11 protein-coding genes are annotated in these 16881 nt (G+C 48.7%); 6 read left to right on the plus strand and 5 right to left on the minus strand.

The annotated features are described in order from the left end of the window. Positions 1-37: 37 nt before the first annotated feature. The 3 genes from gltX to FSB84_RS03815 are packed head-to-tail and all read left to right on the plus strand — an operon-like array spanning position 38 to position 2794. Complete coding sequence (gene gltX, locus FSB84_RS03805) at positions 38-1570, plus strand: glutamate--tRNA ligase (RefSeq protein ID WP_130542823.1); 1533 nt, start codon at positions 38-40, stop codon at positions 1568-1570. Between the two features lie 18 nt (positions 1571-1588). Beyond that, the gene (locus tag FSB84_RS03810) at positions 1589-1996 is read left to right on the plus strand and encodes a cobalamin B12-binding domain-containing protein (protein ID WP_130542822.1); all 408 of its coding nucleotides are present in this window, start codon (positions 1589-1591) and stop codon (positions 1994-1996) included. Positions 1997-2017: 21 nt separating this feature from the next. Continuing rightward, a complete protein-coding gene (locus FSB84_RS03815; protein WP_130542821.1) occupies positions 2018-2794 on the plus strand; it encodes an enoyl-CoA hydratase/isomerase family protein in 777 nt (258 codons plus the stop codon). Between the two features lie 127 nt (positions 2795-2921). Here the strand turns inward: FSB84_RS03815 and FSB84_RS03820 are convergent, their stop codons facing one another. The 3 genes from FSB84_RS03820 to FSB84_RS03835 form a co-directional block, all read right to left on the minus strand. Next, entirely contained in the window at positions 2922-4352 is a 1431-nt protein-coding gene (locus FSB84_RS03820; RefSeq protein WP_130542820.1) for an alpha-L-fucosidase, read from the minus strand. Positions 4353-4357: 5 nt separating this feature from the next. After that, positions 4358-6604, minus strand: coding sequence for a glycosyl hydrolase family 95 catalytic domain-containing protein (locus tag FSB84_RS03825; RefSeq protein WP_130542819.1), 2247 nt, complete (start codon positions 6602-6604; stop codon positions 4358-4360). 97 nt (positions 6605-6701) lie between these two features. Further along, positions 6702-8696: an alpha-L-fucosidase gene (locus tag FSB84_RS03835; RefSeq protein ID WP_147122047.1), complete on the minus strand. Its 1995-nt coding sequence runs from the start codon at positions 8694-8696 to the stop codon at positions 6702-6704. 167 nt (positions 8697-8863) lie between these two features. Between FSB84_RS03835 and FSB84_RS03840 the strand changes: the two genes are divergently transcribed. After that, complete coding sequence (locus tag FSB84_RS03840) at positions 8864-9877, plus strand: LacI family DNA-binding transcriptional regulator (RefSeq protein ID WP_130542817.1); 1014 nt, start codon at positions 8864-8866, stop codon at positions 9875-9877. 64 nt (positions 9878-9941) lie between these two features. Continuing rightward, complete coding sequence (fumC, locus tag FSB84_RS03845) at positions 9942-11342, plus strand: class II fumarate hydratase (protein ID WP_130542816.1); 1401 nt, start codon at positions 9942-9944, stop codon at positions 11340-11342. Positions 11343-11839: 497 nt separating this feature from the next. On the opposite strand, the gene FSB84_RS03850 is transcribed toward fumC, so the two are convergent. Continuing rightward, complete coding sequence (locus FSB84_RS03850) at positions 11840-13603, minus strand: PQQ-dependent sugar dehydrogenase (RefSeq protein ID WP_130542815.1); 1764 nt, start codon at positions 13601-13603, stop codon at positions 11840-11842. A 182-nt stretch (positions 13604-13785) separates the two neighbouring features. Between FSB84_RS03850 and FSB84_RS03855 the strand changes: the two genes are divergently transcribed. Then, positions 13786-16083, plus strand: a complete 2298-nt coding sequence (locus FSB84_RS03855) for a T9SS type A sorting domain-containing protein (RefSeq protein ID WP_130542814.1) — start codon at positions 13786-13788, stop codon at positions 16081-16083. A gap of 101 nt (positions 16084-16184) precedes the next feature. Here the strand turns inward: FSB84_RS03855 and FSB84_RS03860 are convergent, their stop codons facing one another. Then, on the minus strand, positions 16185-16865 hold the full coding sequence (locus tag FSB84_RS03860; RefSeq protein WP_127128738.1) for a lipoprotein signal peptidase: 681 nt from the start codon (positions 16863-16865) through the stop codon (positions 16185-16187). Between the last annotated feature and the right edge of the window lie 16 nt (positions 16866-16881).

Below are 16881 nucleotides of genomic sequence, written 5' to 3' on the forward strand. Positions count from 1 at the left end.
TATCAAAATAGTACCTGAACCGTTATCTTTGTCGCCTATGAAAAAGAATGTTCGTGTTAGGTTTGCTCCCAGCCCCACCGGAGGATTGCACCTCGGAGGGGTTCGTACGGTTCTGTACAACTATCTTTTTGCCCGCCATGCAGGCGGAGAATTTGTACTCCGGATCGAAGATACGGACCAAACCCGGTTTGTGCCAGGTGCAGAAGAATACATCATCAACTGCCTTCAGTGGTGCGGCCTCACACCCGATGAAGGCCCGGCCAGCGGCGGCCCATATGCTCCCTATCGTCAGAGTGAAAGAAAAGCCATGTATCGCCAGTATGCAGAACAGCTCGTAAAGAGCGGTCATGCCTACTATGCGTTCGACAGGCCTGAAGAACTCGAAAGCATGCGCGAGCGATTCAAAACAGATACCAATCCTTCCCCGCAATATGATCACAAGGTGAGACTGGAAATGCGCAATAGCTGCTCCCTCACATTGGAAGAAACTGAAACATTACTGGAAGACGGAGTGCCCTATGTGATCCGCATCCGCATGCCGGAAAATGAGACCATTACTTTCCACGATATGATCCGTGGCGATGTCACTTTCAATACCGGCCTTGTAGACGATAAGGTATTGCTCAAAGCCGATGGCATGCCTACCTATCACCTTGCAGTAGTGGTAGACGATCATCTGATGAAGATCACCCACGCATTCCGCGGCGAAGAATGGCTGCCCAGTTCTCCCGTGCATGTATTGCTCTGGAAATATTTAGGATGGGAAGAAGAGATGCCGAAATGGGCACACCTTCCGCTCATTCTTAAACCCGACGGAAACGGCAAGCTCAGCAAACGCGATGGCGACCGCCTCGGATTCCCTGTGTTTGCCATGAACTGGACCGACCCTAAAACCAATGAGCTCACCAAAGGCTTCAGGGAACTGGGTTTCATGCCAGAAGCCTTCATCAATATGCTGGCGATGCTCGGCTGGAATGATGGTACAGACCAGGAGATCTTCACCATCGAAGAACTGATCGCCAAATTCTCCATCGATCGCGTACACAAAGGCGGAGCCAAATTCGATTTTGAAAAAGCAAAATGGTTCAACCACGAATGGATCAAACGCTCCGATGCTGCCCGCCTTCTCCCTGATGTTAAAAGAGTACTCGCAGATAATGGACTTACCGTAAGCGATGACGCCCTCCTTTCAACTGTGATCAACCTGGTGAAAGACCGCTGCACCCTTCTTACTGACTTCTATGAACAAACGAAGTTCTTCTTCGCCACACCATCACAGGACCTGGAAGCAGTGAAACCGAAATGGAATGAAGCGAAAAAGGAATTCTTCCTCGCAGCCATCGCACAAATGGAAGCAGCCTCCAATTTCCAGGCTGCAGAGCAGGAAGCTGCATTCAAAGAGCTCGCCACGCAACATAATATCAAACCCGGCGAACTGATGATGCCCTTACGCATCATGCTGGTCGGTGGCAAATTCGGCCCCGGTGTTTTTGATATCGCCGCCATCATCGGAAAACAGGAAACGATTCACCGCATTCAGTTGGCCCTCCAGCAACTGGACCTTGCTTAATATGAAAAATAGAAAAGTATGCCACGCCCAATCAGAGTGTTAGTTGCCAAAGTGGGCCTCGATGGCCATGACCGCGGAGCAAAAGTGATTGCCACCGCTCTCCGCGATGCCGGTATGGAAGTGATCTACACAGGACTTCGTCAAACCCCTGAAATGGTGGTCAGTGCTGCATTACAGGAAGACGTTGATGCCATCGGCATCAGCATCCTATCTGGTGCCCACATGACCGTTTTCCCGAAAGTGATCAACCTGATGAAAGAAAAAGGAATGGATGATGTTCTCCTCACAGGAGGCGGCATCATTCCTGAAGACGATATGCAGGAGCTCAACACCATGGGAGTAGGAAAACTCTTCGCACCTGGAACTACCACTTCAGACATTGCTGAATACATCACCACCTGGGTGAAAGAGCATCGCGAATTCTGATCAATAAAAAACATCATTATCATGTCATATCAAACCTTGCTTACCTCACTTGAAAACGGAATATTCACTATTACCATCAACCGTCCGGACAAGCTCAATGCCATCAACAGAACTGTGATGGAAGAACTGAAACTGGCAGTTGACGAGATCTATAAAAACCCGGCTATCCGTTCCGCCATCATTACCGGCGCCGGACCGAAAGCCTTTATCGCAGGTGCAGACATCACAGAATTCATGGGACTGAGCAAGGATGAAGGAATGGCTATCGCGAAGAAAGGTCATGATGTTTTCTTTGCTATCGAGCGTTCTCCAAAACCCATCGTTGCTGCTGTAAATGGATTTGCACTCGGTGGCGGTTGCGAACTGGCGCTGAGCTGTCATTTCATGATCGCAGCGGAGAATGCAAAATTCGGTCAGCCTGAAGTGAACCTCGGCCTGATCCCTGGCTATGGCGGTACACAAAGGCTGGTGCAGGTTGCCGGCAAAGGACGCGCCATGGAACTGCTCATGAGTGGCAGGACCATCTCCGCCCAGGAAGCGCTTACCATCGGTATGGTGAATGAAGTGGTTCCCCAGGAAAACCTCATCGCACGCGTTACTGAAATACTTACACTGATCAACACCAAAGCACCGGTTGCATTAGCCAAAGTGATCGACTGTGTTAATCATTTCGATCATTCCAAAGCTGGATATGATCATGAGGTTCAACAGTTCGGGGAATGCTTTGCTACTGAAGATATGAAAGAAGGCGTGACGGCATTTCTGGAAAAAAGGAAAGCTGATTTTAAAGGAAAATAGATTAATAGAAAAGTATACAGAGCGGGATCAGTGATGGTCCCGCTTTTTTATTTGAGTACGGGGTAAAGATCTACTTCGGATGTGCCCGGTAGCACGTCTCCGGGGAGCGACTGACAACCCTGCTATTTTATTGCTCATTACCAAAGTCCTCGCAATTGAATACCTGGATCTCTCCCAGCACCGGACTGGCTTTGCTTTTGGTGACAGAGATACGAATCTTCGATGCCGTCTGCCTGGGAAATTGTAATATTCGCTTATACCCAACCGTTGTACCGCTGGTTAACGGAACATAATTTCCATCATTAAAAACTTCTATCGTGAACGCCTCAATCCGCTGACCGGCTTCGATATATTCCTGCAGCATGATCGTATTGAATTCTTTCTCCTGGTCCATTTCCAGCTCGATGGAACAGGTTGTAATGGTTTTATCAGGCGCCCAGTGCGAGAACCTGAAACCATCCACCAGCAATGAAGGCAGGTATCCGGCGCGGGAACTGGATACATGTACACGCGCACGCCGGGCAAGGTTTTCACGGAAACTGGATTCACGCAGTCCTTTGAATGCCATCAGCGCAGCAGAATCATTCGGATGGATCAATCCACGTCTGTCCGGAGGCACATTCAATAATAAATTGGAGCCTCTTCCAACTGAAGTCATAAAGATCTTCATCAATTCCCTGCCGGATTTCACGGCAGTATCTTCATTAGGATGATAGAACCATCCCGGGCGGATACTCACATCGCATTCCGCAGGTATCCAGGATTTGCCATTCACATTCCCTGTGTTGAGCGTATCCACAGGAGGTGCGCCAATGCCACGTTCAAAGCCAACTGTATCCAGCAAATTCCAGTTGGTCTTGCCGGCGATTCCTTTCTCATTGCCCACCCAGCGTATGTCCGGGCCGATATCACTAAAGATCAGCGCCTCGTCGGCAAAGCGACGCGCGGTGCGCTCGAATCTTGGAAAATCGTATTCCTGTTTTTTCCCGTTGGGCCCTTCGCCATTGGCGCCGTCCCACCATAATTCAAAAATATCCCCGTAGCCACGAAGCAGTTCACGCATCGTCTTCACATAAATATCATTGTATTCATCCGTGCCATAGTCAGGATGGTTACGGTCCCACGGCGAGATATAAACGCCGAAGCCGATACCATAACTGCTGCATGCTTCGGATAGTTCGCGAAGCACATTTCCTTTTCCATTTTTCCATGGGCTCTGTGCCACGGTATGATCGCTGAAGCGGCTGGGCCAGAGACAGAATCCGTCGTGGTGCTTCGCTGTAATGATGATGCCTTTGGCGCCTGCATCGCGTGCGATCCTGGCCCACTGCCGGCAATCCAATTCTGTAGGATTGAATACAGACGGATCTTCCGTACCCTTGCCCCATTCAACATCTGTGAATGTATTCGGACCGAAATGCATGAACAAATAGAATTCCATCTGATGCCATTCCATTTGCCTGGCATTGGGAGCAGGCCCTACAATGTCTACCAATTGGGCATAGCTACCAAGGCTGCCCGTTACGGTCAGCAACAAAAGAAGAATTATGCGCAGCATATGGTTTATTCAAATCCGTTTTTGAACCGGATGACTTGTCCTTTTTTAACAGGGATACTAAAGATGTTGTTCTGCAGACCTACTTGATCATGGTCTATGCCTTCTACGATCCAGGTATGAAAATGTCGGGGCTTTTTAAGTAAAAGAAGGCCATTCTTTGTAGCTGTGATTTCTACAACGGTTTCCACTCCGTTCTCTTTTTCAGCGCTCACCAGGTATCCGCCTTCTGTGCGAAGCTTACGGAAAGATACATCCTTCCAGTCAGCAGGCAAAGCAGGAAATATTTCAATAACACCGGTATTGCTACGGATCAGCATTTCATGGATCCCCTGGGCAAAAGCGAAATTCCCTTCGAGGGTGAAAGGCCGTCCCTGATCATCGGAATACTCTCCGCCTTTCTGATCGCCATTGAGATGGAAACTATTGGGAGAAACGAAATTGGAAGCAAAGATCCTGAGATGCTTAGCGGCACTGTCGCCTTTATTGGCGCTGGCGTACATGTTCGCCATCCAGGCAAAGGCGTAGCCTGTCCACTTGCGGGTGCCAAGCAGTTCCAGGTGTTTCAATGAAAGATCGATCCTCTTATCTCCGGGATGCTCTGAGAGATTCTTCAATGGAAAGATCCCGATATATGGACTCATATGCCTGTGCGAATGTTCCATATTCACGTCAGGCGCCATCGTCAGACCTGTTTCATTGGAAGATAGCTCCGGAAGTTCCTGCAAGAGTTTTGTCCATCTTTTTTCTTCCGGTTTATTGCCTGCAGCGTTGGCGGTCATCATCGCCACATACGAAAGATAACGAGCAACAGAGAGATCATAGTTGGTCCAGTTATGAAACCAGGCTGTGATCTTATTGTCGTTGTACTCAGGGCTGGAGCTCAATGGCAGTCTGCGTTTGCCGTTTTCCATTCTCGTGATCTGTTCCAGGTAAACTGCTGCATCGCGGATATATGGATATACGCGTTGTTTCAGGAAAACAGTATCATTGGTATACTGCCATTGCCAGTAAAAGTTTTGCGCCAGCCAGCAAACGGTGGTGGGGCTCATGGAATATTGTATCCATCCTCCCATCGGCTTACCACTAATGGTGCTAACACCGGGAACATTCAATCCATCAGTGCCGAAGTATTGTTTGGTCCAGCGCTTGTTTTCCGGCCTTACTTTCCAGAGCCAGTTGGTGAAGCCCGCTGTGAGATCAGTGTGATTGGAAGTATAGCCGGGCCAGTAGCTGAGTTGCGTGTTGAGGTCGTGATGATAATCTCCTTTCCAGGGTGGCAGCCTGCCATCATCTGCAGTCCAGACAGATTGTAAAGAGATGGGAGGCGTGTTTGCGCGGGCAACGGAACCGAACTTGTACATCTCGCGGTAGTACTGGGTTTCCAGCAATGAATCAGGAATGGATATCGAGGAGCGGTTCCAGTAGTCCTTCCACCATTTTTCATGTGCGTTCCAGCCTGTAGGTTCTTTGAGTGCAGGGTCGATCCTGGTGAGCACTGCAGGTTGATCGATGCTGATGGTCCAGGAACCGATGAGGCGATTCTTTTTTGAGATTATCCATTGTATCAGCACTTCATAATAATGACCATTCCAGGTGGGTTGATGGTAGCGAATATTGTTCTTCCCTTTTTTCACGGAGCCCTTCGGATACTCAAGTCTGGCAAGGGATGCATTGCCAGGCTTCTCAGTGGGTCCCAGCTGGTAACGTGGTGGGATAAGCGAAGGGATCAACTGGTCCAGCATTTCCGGCTTCGCATTTTCCCAGGCGAAATACCCTTCCCGTTGAGTGGCGTGGATATAACTCAGGAAGCGAAGTTCATCATCGAATTCAATCCAGACCAGGCCATTGCTCAGGTCTGCCTCGGCCCAGCGGGCCTGGTAGCCTGCAGGAATAGAAAACTCCATCGCAGCGCCAGGGATCTTGCCGGGTGCAGCGTTTTGATCATAGGGGCGATCACCAACTTTCTGCACAGTATCATATTCGCCTTTCAATACCTGTTGTTCCACCCATTTGAAAGTCATGCGATGGATCTCCGGCATGGGCCTGTCGTCCCAGAGGTCAACCCTGTCCAGCGATAATCTTATATTGTTGTCCCGCTGCCAAACGAGCGCTCCCAGCCAGCCATTACCGATCGGCAGTGCTTCATCCCATTGTTTGGGAAGGGAAGTGAATTTCAAATTATGTTGTCTCTTCACTTGTGCATGAACGGTAGTTACCAGGAACAGACCGGCCAGCAGCGGGATCAATTTCATACAGGATGGTTAAGGCAGCAATTGAATACTGATCAGTTTTCGCGATAGAGCACCACATCAGGAATGCGCATCTTTGGGATGCCCGGTCCTTTCCAGCTCACTTCCAGGTTATCGGTACCTGATCTTTCGAAATACTGAACTTTGATCTTATGATAGCCTTTTGCCAGTGGGATATCTTTTGATTTTCTATTTCTCCGTGCATTCCATCATTGTCTACCGTAAGGGTATCATTGATGTACATGCGGCTACCATCATCGGAACTGAGATAGAAAGTATAAACGCCGTCGAGCGGAATGCGGATCCAGCCATCGAACACGAATGCATATTCTTCCTTGCCGCGTTTCATGCTGATATCGAAATTGGCCAGGGTGCCCATTGCGGCGGGCGACAAGGCGCTGAAATCCGGCAGCCTGTCCCATTTTCCTTCGAAAGAAGCGAACTGTAATCCACCACTTGGCGGGTTCACTTCCTGAGCCGGAATGGGCGTTACTTTTTCAAAGCTGGCAGATGCCACATTGGAGATCTGTTTCCCGTTGAGAAAGCAGGCCGCCTTGATGGTTGCCGATTTGCGGAGCGTCATGCTTCTTGCCTGTGCCGATGTATTGGCAGGATCTTTTCCATTGGTGGTGTAGTACACGATCGCTCCGGGAATATTTGTTTTGAAAACAACAGGCAGCTGATCGATAAAAATGGAAGCCGGCGCTTCGATCAACGGTTCCGTATATGCGATGGGCCTGCCTTTGATCTCGGCAGTGATCACTGTTGCATATGGTTGCTGCTGGATCCCCTGCAACTGAATGATATTGGTTGCATTCAGCCTGCTGGTCTTCAGATTTGTTTTTTCTGCCAGCGTATATGCTTTTACGATACTATTTCCCATCGGGGGCAAGGACAATTTTCCATCGGCGGGCCAGTTGATAACGTGGAAGTACAAGCGCGTTCCGCCGGGGATCGCCTGCTGGGTGCAGTAGCCGTAGTTCAGATCCTTGAATGGGCTGGCCTGTGTTTTATAGATGGAAGCGCTGTTGACGCTCATCCAGCTGCCAATATCGCGCAGCCGCTCGATGCTGGGTTGCGGAAAAACGCCTGCTGCCGTAGGCCCTACATTCAACAGGTAGTTGCCTCCTTTGGAAGCAGTTTCGATGAGCTTGTGGATCAGGTCTTCTGAAGATTTCCAATTCTGATCATGGCTGTTGTAGCTCCAGTTGCTGTTCATGGTCATGCAGCTTTCCCAGTCAACGCCTGGGAAACCGGTGGCTGGAATTTCCTGTTCGGGCGTACCGAAATCACCTGCGAAATCGCCGGTGCGGGTGAGCCCTGCCATGCCGGCACGACCTTTGTCTACCCGGTTGTTGATGATAATGTCCGGCTGCAGGTTCTTTACATAATTATAAAGGTCTTTGCCCAGTTCGTGCGTCCAGGTATCTTCCCATTCACCATCGAACCAGAGTACACCGATCTTTCCGTAATTGGTGAGGAGTTCTTTCAGTTGTTCCTTCATGTAAGTGATGTACCTGCTGAAATCAGCTCCCTCTGTGGAGCGGTCAGACTCCCAGTCGCGGCGGGGGAGATAATCCGGATGATGCCAGTCCATAATGGAATAATAGAAGCAGAGCTGCAGTCCATACTTATTACAGGCATCGGCCAGTTCTTTCAGCGGATCTTTTTTGAAAGGCGTGTTCATCACATTGAAATCGGTGGTGGCGGTAGGCCAGAGTGCGAAGCCATCGTGATGTTTGGTAGTGATCACAAGGTACTTCATGCCGGCATCTTTGGCCATGCGTACCCAGTCGTCTGCATTGAATTGTGTGGGGTTGAATTGTGAAAGAAATTTGTCGTACGTAGCGAGCGGGATCTGCGCAGTGCTGCGGATCCATTCGCCGTAACTGGTGTTGCCGTTCCATTCACCTGCGGGGACCGAATAAAGTCCCCAATGGATAAAAAGGCCGAAACGCGCATCGCGCCACCATTGCATTTTCTGTTGGTCAGTTTTGGTTTTGGCCGTTTGGGCCAGGGGTTGCATGAATATACTACTGGTAGTAAGCATGGTTGCGGTGAACAACCACTTCATCATGCGTGGAGCTTGTTGCATATTGATTGGTAAATTATAAACACAGTTATAAATTATCGGATCAGCAAGCATTCAATCGATGTTCAACTAATATCGCAAATTATCCTGATTATTAGCAGACATTTTTTGAAGGAGTTATGCTGCTTCACAATTTTTTCTACCTTCAATGAATACAACCAGCACTGCCAATGGAAAAGAAGCTCCCCACCATCAAGGAAATTGCGAAACGCCTGAACATATCGATCTCAACTGTCTCCAGGGCATTGCATGATCATCATAGCATCGGTCTCCGTACCAAACTTGCCGTGAAAAAGCTGGCTGCGGAATTGAATTATGAGCCCAATCAAACGGCTATCTTCTTTAAACAACGCAAAACCTTCACTATTGGTGTGATCCTTCCCAACCTGCGCGAAGAATTTTTTTCATCGGCTATCAATGGTATCGAAAAAACTGCGCTGGACAACAATTATATCGTTCTCACCAGCCAGAGCCATGATGACCTGGAGCGTGAAAAAAATATCGTGGAGTCCATGAAGAAGCACCGGGTAGATGGGATCCTCGCCTCCATTTCCAAGAATACCACCCGCATCGATCACTTTGAACAACTCAAGAATTATGATATTCCGGTCGTATTCTTCGACAGGGTGCCTGATGTACCGGATGTGCATTCCGTCAGTTGCAATCTTTATCACAGTTCAGTAGAAGCGGTGGATTTCCTCGTCAAAAAAGGACATAAGCGTATCGCGTACATCCAGGGCCCTTCCACCCTCAATATCAAGAATGAAAGATTGAACGGCTACTATGATGCACTCGCCAAAAATTCCATAAAGGCCGATGATGCACTGGTTGTGAGCACAGACCTCTCCACTGATGGCAATACGGGCGCACTGGACAAATTGCTCGCGCTGAAAAAACGTCCCACCGCCGTGATCCTCTTCAATGACTATGTAGCGCTGGATGTGATCCACCATGCCCGCCAGCGTAAACTGGCCATCAACAAGGATATCAGCTTTGTAAGCTATGCCAATATCCCCTTCATGCATTACCTGGAAACGCCTCCTGTTGCTTCCGTGGAACAGTTCCCCTACGAGCAGGGCGCCAGGGCCACCGAACTGCTGTTCAAGCTTCTCGATCCCAATGCCAAACAGGGCCTTCCTCCTTATGAAAACATCGTTCTGAAAAGTGAACTGATCATTCATTAGAATCCGATGAAATAGCTGTACCAGCCGCGTATTTCCCTACCTTTGCTGCCAAATTTTTAGCAATATGGAATACCGGATTGAAAAAGATACCATGGGCGAAGTGAAAGTGCCTATCGATGCTTACTTTGGCGCCCAAACCCAACGCAGTATTGATAATTTTAAAATTGCGCAGGACATCAACAGGATGCCGAAAGAGATCATCCGGGCATTTGCGTATCTGAAAAAAGCCGCTGCCATCACCAACTTCGAAGCAGGTGTATTGCCACAGGAAAAATCTGATCTGATCGGACAGGTTTGCGATGAGATCCTCGCCGGTAAACTGGACGATTCCTTCCCGCTCGTAGTTTGGCAAACAGGCTCCGGCACCCAATCCAATATGAATGTGAATGAAGTGGTTGCTTATCGCGGCCACGTGATCAAAGGCGGAAAACTCACTGATAAGGAAAAATTCCTGGCGCCCAATGATGACGTGAACAAATCACAATCATCCAATGATACCTTCCCCACAGCCATGCACATCGCTGCCTACAAAATGCTGCTGGAAGTGACTATCCCCGGTATCGAAAAACTCCGCAATACACTCGCTGAAAAAAGCGCGAAATATATGGAAGTGGTGAAGATCGGACGCACCCACTTCATGGACGCCACTCCACTCACAGTTGGTCAGGAGTTCAGCGGTTATGTAGCCCAGCTGGATCACGGCATCCGCGCCATCAAGAATACCCTGAGCCACCTCAGCGAGCTCGCACTCGGCGGCACAGCCGTTGGTACGGGTATCAACACACCACCCCATTATTCTGAGAATGTTGCGAAGCATATCGCTCAACTTACGGGTCTACCCTTCATTACAGCGCGCAATAAATTTGAAGCACTGGCTGCCCATGACGCCATCGTTGAATCACATGGCGCCCTCAAGACTGTTGCCGTTAGCCTCATGAAGATCGCCAACGATATCCGCATGCTGAGCTCCGGTCCACGCGCCGGCATCGGTGAACTTTTCATCCCCGACAACGAGCCCGGTTCCTCTATCATGCCCGGCAAAGTGAACCCCACTCAATGTGAAGCCCTCACTATGATCGCTGCACAGGTGATGGGTAACGATGTTGCCATCGGTATCGGCGGCGCTACCGGGCACTTCGAACTCAACGTGTTCAAGCCCGTTATGATCTACAACTTCCTGCACAGCGCCCGCCTCATCGGTGAAGGTTGCGTGAGCTTCAATGATAAATGTGCCGTAGGCATCGAGCCAATCGAAGCCAATATTAAAAAGCACGTTGACAATTCTCTCATGCTCGTTACAGCCCTCAATACCAAGATCGGTTATTACAAAGCGGCAGAGATTGCGCAAACTGCGCATAAGAATGGCACCACTCTTAAGGAAGAAGCTGTCCGCCTGGGATATGTAACTCCTGAAGAATTTGATCAGTGGGTTATTCCGGGCAACATGGTAGGAAAAATTTCTTAGTTTTTTCTCGCATTCTCGCAACGGGATATCTTTTTCTCGCAACGGGATATAATTATTCCGGCTTACGAAATACACCACCGCGGGAGAATCTTTTTTCAACTGTGGCAGGGAAAGATGAGGCAGTAGAATATCCTTCTACTGCCTCGCTTGTATTTACGAGGCCGGAATAATCATATCCCGATTGCTCATCACGATGCTATGGCTAGAGAATAGAAGTATTACCTCAAGTAATCTCAACTACCCTATTGCATTGCAGATCAAAGATCAAAAGTCACACGCCTTTGATCAAAAAGAAAAAGGAATGATGCACTCGCGACCACATGGCCGGCGAGGGGTATGAAAAAACGGCCTTTGAAATGTAAGCGATGCAGCTCAATAGGATTCCTATCCCCTCATCCTTCCAATCCAAAGCCCAATAAATATTCTCCCGCGGCGGTTCATTTCAACAGCCGTATTTTTCATATCCCGAGTCCGGCGATACCCGAGGTCGGCGGCTGCTATTGGAGAACGATCTTTTCTTTGAGGATCTCTGTTCCGTTATCATCATGCAATTTCAATACATAGATGCCGCGCCTGAGATCAGCCACAGGTATGGATATGCGATCTTTGGCGGTGATGCCGGAGCGCATGATGCGTCCCATCATATCATACAATTGATAAGTGACCGGCAGATGTCTGATCCTGCCCAGCGCAATGTTCACTACTGCAGTGGCAGGGTTCGGATACACGGATATCACAGGTTTGGCTTCGGGTTTGTTGGGCTGTGATGGATCGGGAAGCGAGAGCACGGATCCTGTATACCTGTATACCAGGATGGCACCACGATGGGTGAGCGCAGAAGGATTGGAAGCACTGGGGCCGGATGTGGAACCAATACTGTCTGTAACGATATAGATCTTTCCATCCGGGCTCATGGCGATATCGCGATAACGGTTAGCTGAAGAAAAATATGGGATCGAATCACTGATGATGGTGGTGCCCGAGGGATCGAGTTTATAACGATACACTGTTCCTTTACGCAATGTGGCTACTAACAGTGAGGGATACCAGCCGGGGATACCTTTACCGATATTGAGCTCATAGTATTCTACGCTGCTGGGCGCGATGGTTGGGAATTTCAGCCAGCCGCCATTGGCTACCATGCACTGTGTTACGCTCAGCGAGCCACAAGTGGTATATACAGATTTCATTGGCTTCTGGAAATTGGCCTTTACATCGGCAGGTGCATCTTTCTCGCGCGTGTAGGTGCTGCCTGCAGGTAAATGCTGTGGGTTCTCCACATAACCGATGGTATTGCAGTTATTGGCCTGGAACCAGCGGACATATTGATAATTCACATTATCTGTATCGCCGGCGATCCAGGGCCATCCGTAATTTTTTCCGGGTTGCAGGATATTGATCTCATCGTCTGTGTTGGGACCGTGCTCTGCACTGTACAATCTTCCACCAGGCGTGAGAGTGGTGACCATCGATCCATTACTGGGCTCTTTCTCCCAAACCAACCCCTGGGGATTGCGGTGACCGATGGTATAGATATGACTGCGAACGCCATTCCATATTGGGTTATCAGCAGGAATATCTCCATCCGGTGCAATGCGCAGGACCTTGCCGGAATAGTTCGTATACACATGATTTTGAACATCGGTAGCCGATGGCAGGAATTGTGAGCGGATCTCTCTGCATTTATTATTGAATTGATTATTCCCCAGATCCCCGCAGGAATAATAGATCATATTGTCTGCGCCAATGATCATCCTTCCGGATGTGTGATCAGGACTGCTTGGGATTCCTTCGATGAGTGTGGTTTCGCCGCTGCAACTGGCGGTGGCCACATTGAAGAAGAAGCGGGAGATACGCAGGTACTGACTATTGTAACAGTAAGCAACATAGATGGAATCCTTTCCAGGCACTTTACTGAAACCAGGATGCAGAGCCATCCCCAGCATGCCGTTCTGGGAAATGCCATCAACATTTCCCGATCCGTCGCGGGAGAGGCCCAGGTAAACTTTTTGCTTTATATCAAGTATCACTTTACGGATTCCTGTGCCTGTGTCTACACGGGAGACCTGTCCAACTTTTTCGGTGATGTAAAGAAAATTGTCCGGTCCATAAGTGATATCGAAGGGATGTCTCAACCTGTAACGGTCTGTGGGAGCGGGTTTCTGATTCAAAACAGTCAGGGAAAATGGTTCATCCTGCGCATATCCGATCAACGGAATCAGTAATATGAGCAGACAAACTGCCTTGAAAGCTGTTTTCATAGAATGGATTTGATAAATGCCAGTCCTAAAGTACAAATCCCCTTCGTTTAAGCAATAGCGTAATCACATACACGTTTATCGTAGATCTACGATTGCGTTTAAGCCGATTTTTTAATAGGTTTACACGGATCAAGTGCAGACTGGTATTGAATCGCATCATTTTTACCCCAGACTCCAAACCGATGAAAAAGCAATTACTCCGGGTAACCCTTATACTGTTTTGCTATGCCATTTTTGGCATACCTAACGGAAACGCACAAACGGAAGTGCGTTTCGGAAACAGTTATGTGAACATTTCAAAACGAACTGCGGGAGGGACCGTAGAGTTCGGCGACACGCTCGAGATACGCACCAATTATTATTTCCCCGGTGGCTTCAACGGCGGTAATATTTACTTTGTCCGGTACATGGACAATATCCCCAGCAATACAACTCTCGTAGGCGATAGTGTTTATCTTATCACCAATGAAGGCCTTCTCGTAAAAAAATATTCCATTAGGGCAAGTGATGATCAGGCAACTTATAAAGCCAATCCTTCACTGAGCGAATTCAATCTCAGGATCAATATCGGAGCAAATGCCGCCAACGTAGGCACAGCTGTTACCAATGCAGTAGCAGGAGGCGGTAATGTAAAGCCTGGCACACATCGTCCGCTTGTAGCCGGGGGAACGTTGATCACCACCGCTTTCAGGGTAAGGGTAACCGGTAGTGCCGGTGATATCATCACTTTGGGAGCAGGAGAACTGCGCTACAAAAAGAACAGCAGCTCATCAACCTTTTATCAGGATTCCATAGTACGCGCTATCAGGTACCGCATCCTTATCTCTCCCAATACACCCATCTGCGCAGATGCAGTAGGTAAGAATTTCGCGGCGGAATTTGGCGGCACCTTCGGATCAGGCAATACTCATAACAGAGGCATACTCCCTTCCGACCTGCCGGTTCCCGGATATATCAGGAGACCACTCACTCCTTCAACAGAAACCAACGACGGCTACTATACCATCGTGAACAACCTCAGCCCAAGGCAGAGCACGTTCAGGAATGCCTTGAAGAAACCCAGTTGCGGAAGCTTCAGTCCACCCAATATCAATGCCTGCGGCAACCGCATGTTCGGCGGCCACTGGGATATCATCGGTGATCATACAGGCAGCACAACACCGGCCGGCAATGATCCCACTGCTGCAAACGCAACCGGCGGGTACATGCTGGTGGTGAACTCCGACTATGCAACCGGGGAAGCCTACCGTCAATCCATAACCGGACTTTGTCCCAATACCTCCTACGAATTTTCACTCTGGGTCCGGAACGTGTGTACCAATTGCGGCATCGATTCCACTGGCACACAAACCTGGAAACCAGGCGTACTACCCAACCTTACATTTGCTATCGATGACCTCGACCGTTATTCATCGGGCATGGTAGATACTGTTGGCTGGGTGAAAAAAGGCTTTATGTTCAAAACTGGTCCTACACAGGAAGACATCGTGATCTCCATCCGCAACAATGCTTCAGGCGGTGGTGGTAACGACTGGGCCATCGATGATATCGCGCTCGTAACCTGTAACCCCAATCTCACCATGCTGCCTTCCGCCACTACTTCTGTTTGTGTGGGCGATAACGTGCGCATTTCAGCGCTGGTAAGATCTTTCTTCGATAACTATACGGAATGGATGTGGGAACGCAGCACAGATAACGGAGCCACCTGGCAAAATACAGGCGTCACCGGACATACGCCGGCTTTGGACAATGGTAGTGGTCAGTACGAATACGAAGCTTTCTACCCCACTTTCATCAGCGATCCCAGCACCAATGGGCATATTTACCGTTTCCGTGTGGCTTCCACACCTGGTAACCTCTCGGAGCCCGATTGCTCATTCCTCAATTTCACTACCATCCAGCTCAACGTGGATGATTGTCAGATCCTGCCTACCAAATTACTAAGCTTCACGGGGCAGCTCAATAACGGCAATGGCTACCTGAAATGGGTCACAGATAATGAAACGCCCGGCACCATCTATGAAGTGGAACGAAGTAATGATGGCGTAAGCTTTACCAAAATAACTTCGGTAGCAGGCATATCTCCCGATGCAAAATTCACCTACAATTTCACTGATCCCAAACCTGTAAGCGGTCAGGCTTATTACAGGATCCGGATGGTGGAAGGTGAAGTATTCAAATACAGCAAGATCATCCTTCTCAGCAGCAAACTGGAATTCTCCATCCGCAACCTGGTGAATCCGTTTGGAAGCCAGATCAGTTTCGATATCGTAAGCCCGGAAAGAGGCAAGGCCAATGTGCAACTGATGGACCTCTATGGCAGAACAGTGAAGCAATCACAACAGAATATCGTACAGGGAATGAATGAAGTCTTCCTCCGTAACCTCGATCATCTCAGCAGTGGAGTATATGTGTTGCGTATTCAGATCGGAGAAAAAATAATAACAAAGCAGGTTCTTAAAACAAATCCGGGACATTGATCGTTAATACTACGCAGTCTCAGTTTTACAAATAACAAAAAAGGAAAAAAGGGTGATCCGCGAAATGCAGATCACCCTTTTTTATTGATGTTTACTGATGTTTAAGAGATCTGAACGGTATCATTCGGTTTTACCGGATCGAGCAGAGTTGATTGTTCTGATTCGGAATCCTTTTTAAAGAACCTGCGCTGGAAGAGCAGGATCACAATAACGCCAACAGAGATGCTTGCATCGGCGATATTGAAAATGGGAGAAAAGAAAGTAAAGGTTTCACCACCCCAGAACGGTACCCAGGAAGGCATCGTTTTGTTTTCGATGATGGGAACATATAACATGTCCACCACTTTACCATGCAGGAAACTGGCATATCCGCCGCCCGGAGGGAAGAGCACTGCATTGGGAAGACCATCTGCACTGGCGGAGAAGATCATACCGTAGAACATGGAGTCGATGAGGTTGCCCAGGGCGCCCGCAAAGATCATGGCCACGCAAATGATAAAACCGCGATGGTACTTTCTGCGTACGATATTCCTGATATAGAATACACCGAAGATCACAGCTACCAGCCTGAAAAGCGTCAGGGCAATTTTTCCAAACTCGCCACCGAATTTCCAGCCCCATGCCATGCCTTCATTCTCGATAAAGAATAAGCGGAACCAATTTCCCAGCAAATAGATCTGCCCGTTCCAACCATAGGTCATGCTGGTCTTCACCCAAATCTTCAAAGCCTGGTCTATAAATATGATCGCAAGGATCGTTAGGACTACAGTTCTGATCTTCACTGTACTAGATTTTTTA

Origin of the sequence: Pseudobacter ginsenosidimutans (assembly GCF_007970185.1) — a bacterium.
In the GTDB taxonomy this organism is placed as follows: Bacteria; Bacteroidota; Bacteroidia; order Chitinophagales; family Chitinophagaceae; genus Pseudobacter; species Pseudobacter ginsenosidimutans.

Bases quoted from the DNA above. Each gene is read 5' to 3' on its own strand.
- gltX (WP_130542823.1), top strand. From the start codon at position 38: ATGAAAAAGAATGTTCGTGTTAGGTTTGCTCCCAGCCCCACCGGAGGA.
- FSB84_RS03810 (WP_130542822.1), top strand. From the start codon at position 1,589: ATGCCACGCCCAATCAGAGTGTTAGTTGCCAAAGTGGGCCTCGATGGC.
- FSB84_RS03815 (WP_130542821.1), top strand. From the start codon at position 2,018: ATGTCATATCAAACCTTGCTTACCTCACTTGAAAACGGAATATTCACT.
- FSB84_RS03820 (WP_130542820.1), bottom strand. From the start codon at position 4,352: ATGCTGCGCATAATTCTTCTTTTGTTGCTGACCGTAACGGGCAGCCTT.
- FSB84_RS03825 (WP_130542819.1), bottom strand. From the start codon at position 6,604: ATGAAATTGATCCCGCTGCTGGCCGGTCTGTTCCTGGTAACTACCGTT.
- FSB84_RS03835 (WP_147122047.1), bottom strand. From the start codon at position 8,696: ATGCAACAAGCTCCACGCATGATGAAGTGGTTGTTCACCGCAACCATG.
- FSB84_RS03840 (WP_130542817.1), top strand. From the start codon at position 8,864: ATGGAAAAGAAGCTCCCCACCATCAAGGAAATTGCGAAACGCCTGAAC.
- fumC (WP_130542816.1), top strand. From the start codon at position 9,942: ATGGAATACCGGATTGAAAAAGATACCATGGGCGAAGTGAAAGTGCCT.
- FSB84_RS03850 (WP_130542815.1), bottom strand. From the start codon at position 13,603: ATGAAAACAGCTTTCAAGGCAGTTTGTCTGCTCATATTACTGATTCCG.
- FSB84_RS03855 (WP_130542814.1), top strand. From the start codon at position 13,786: ATGAAAAAGCAATTACTCCGGGTAACCCTTATACTGTTTTGCTATGCC.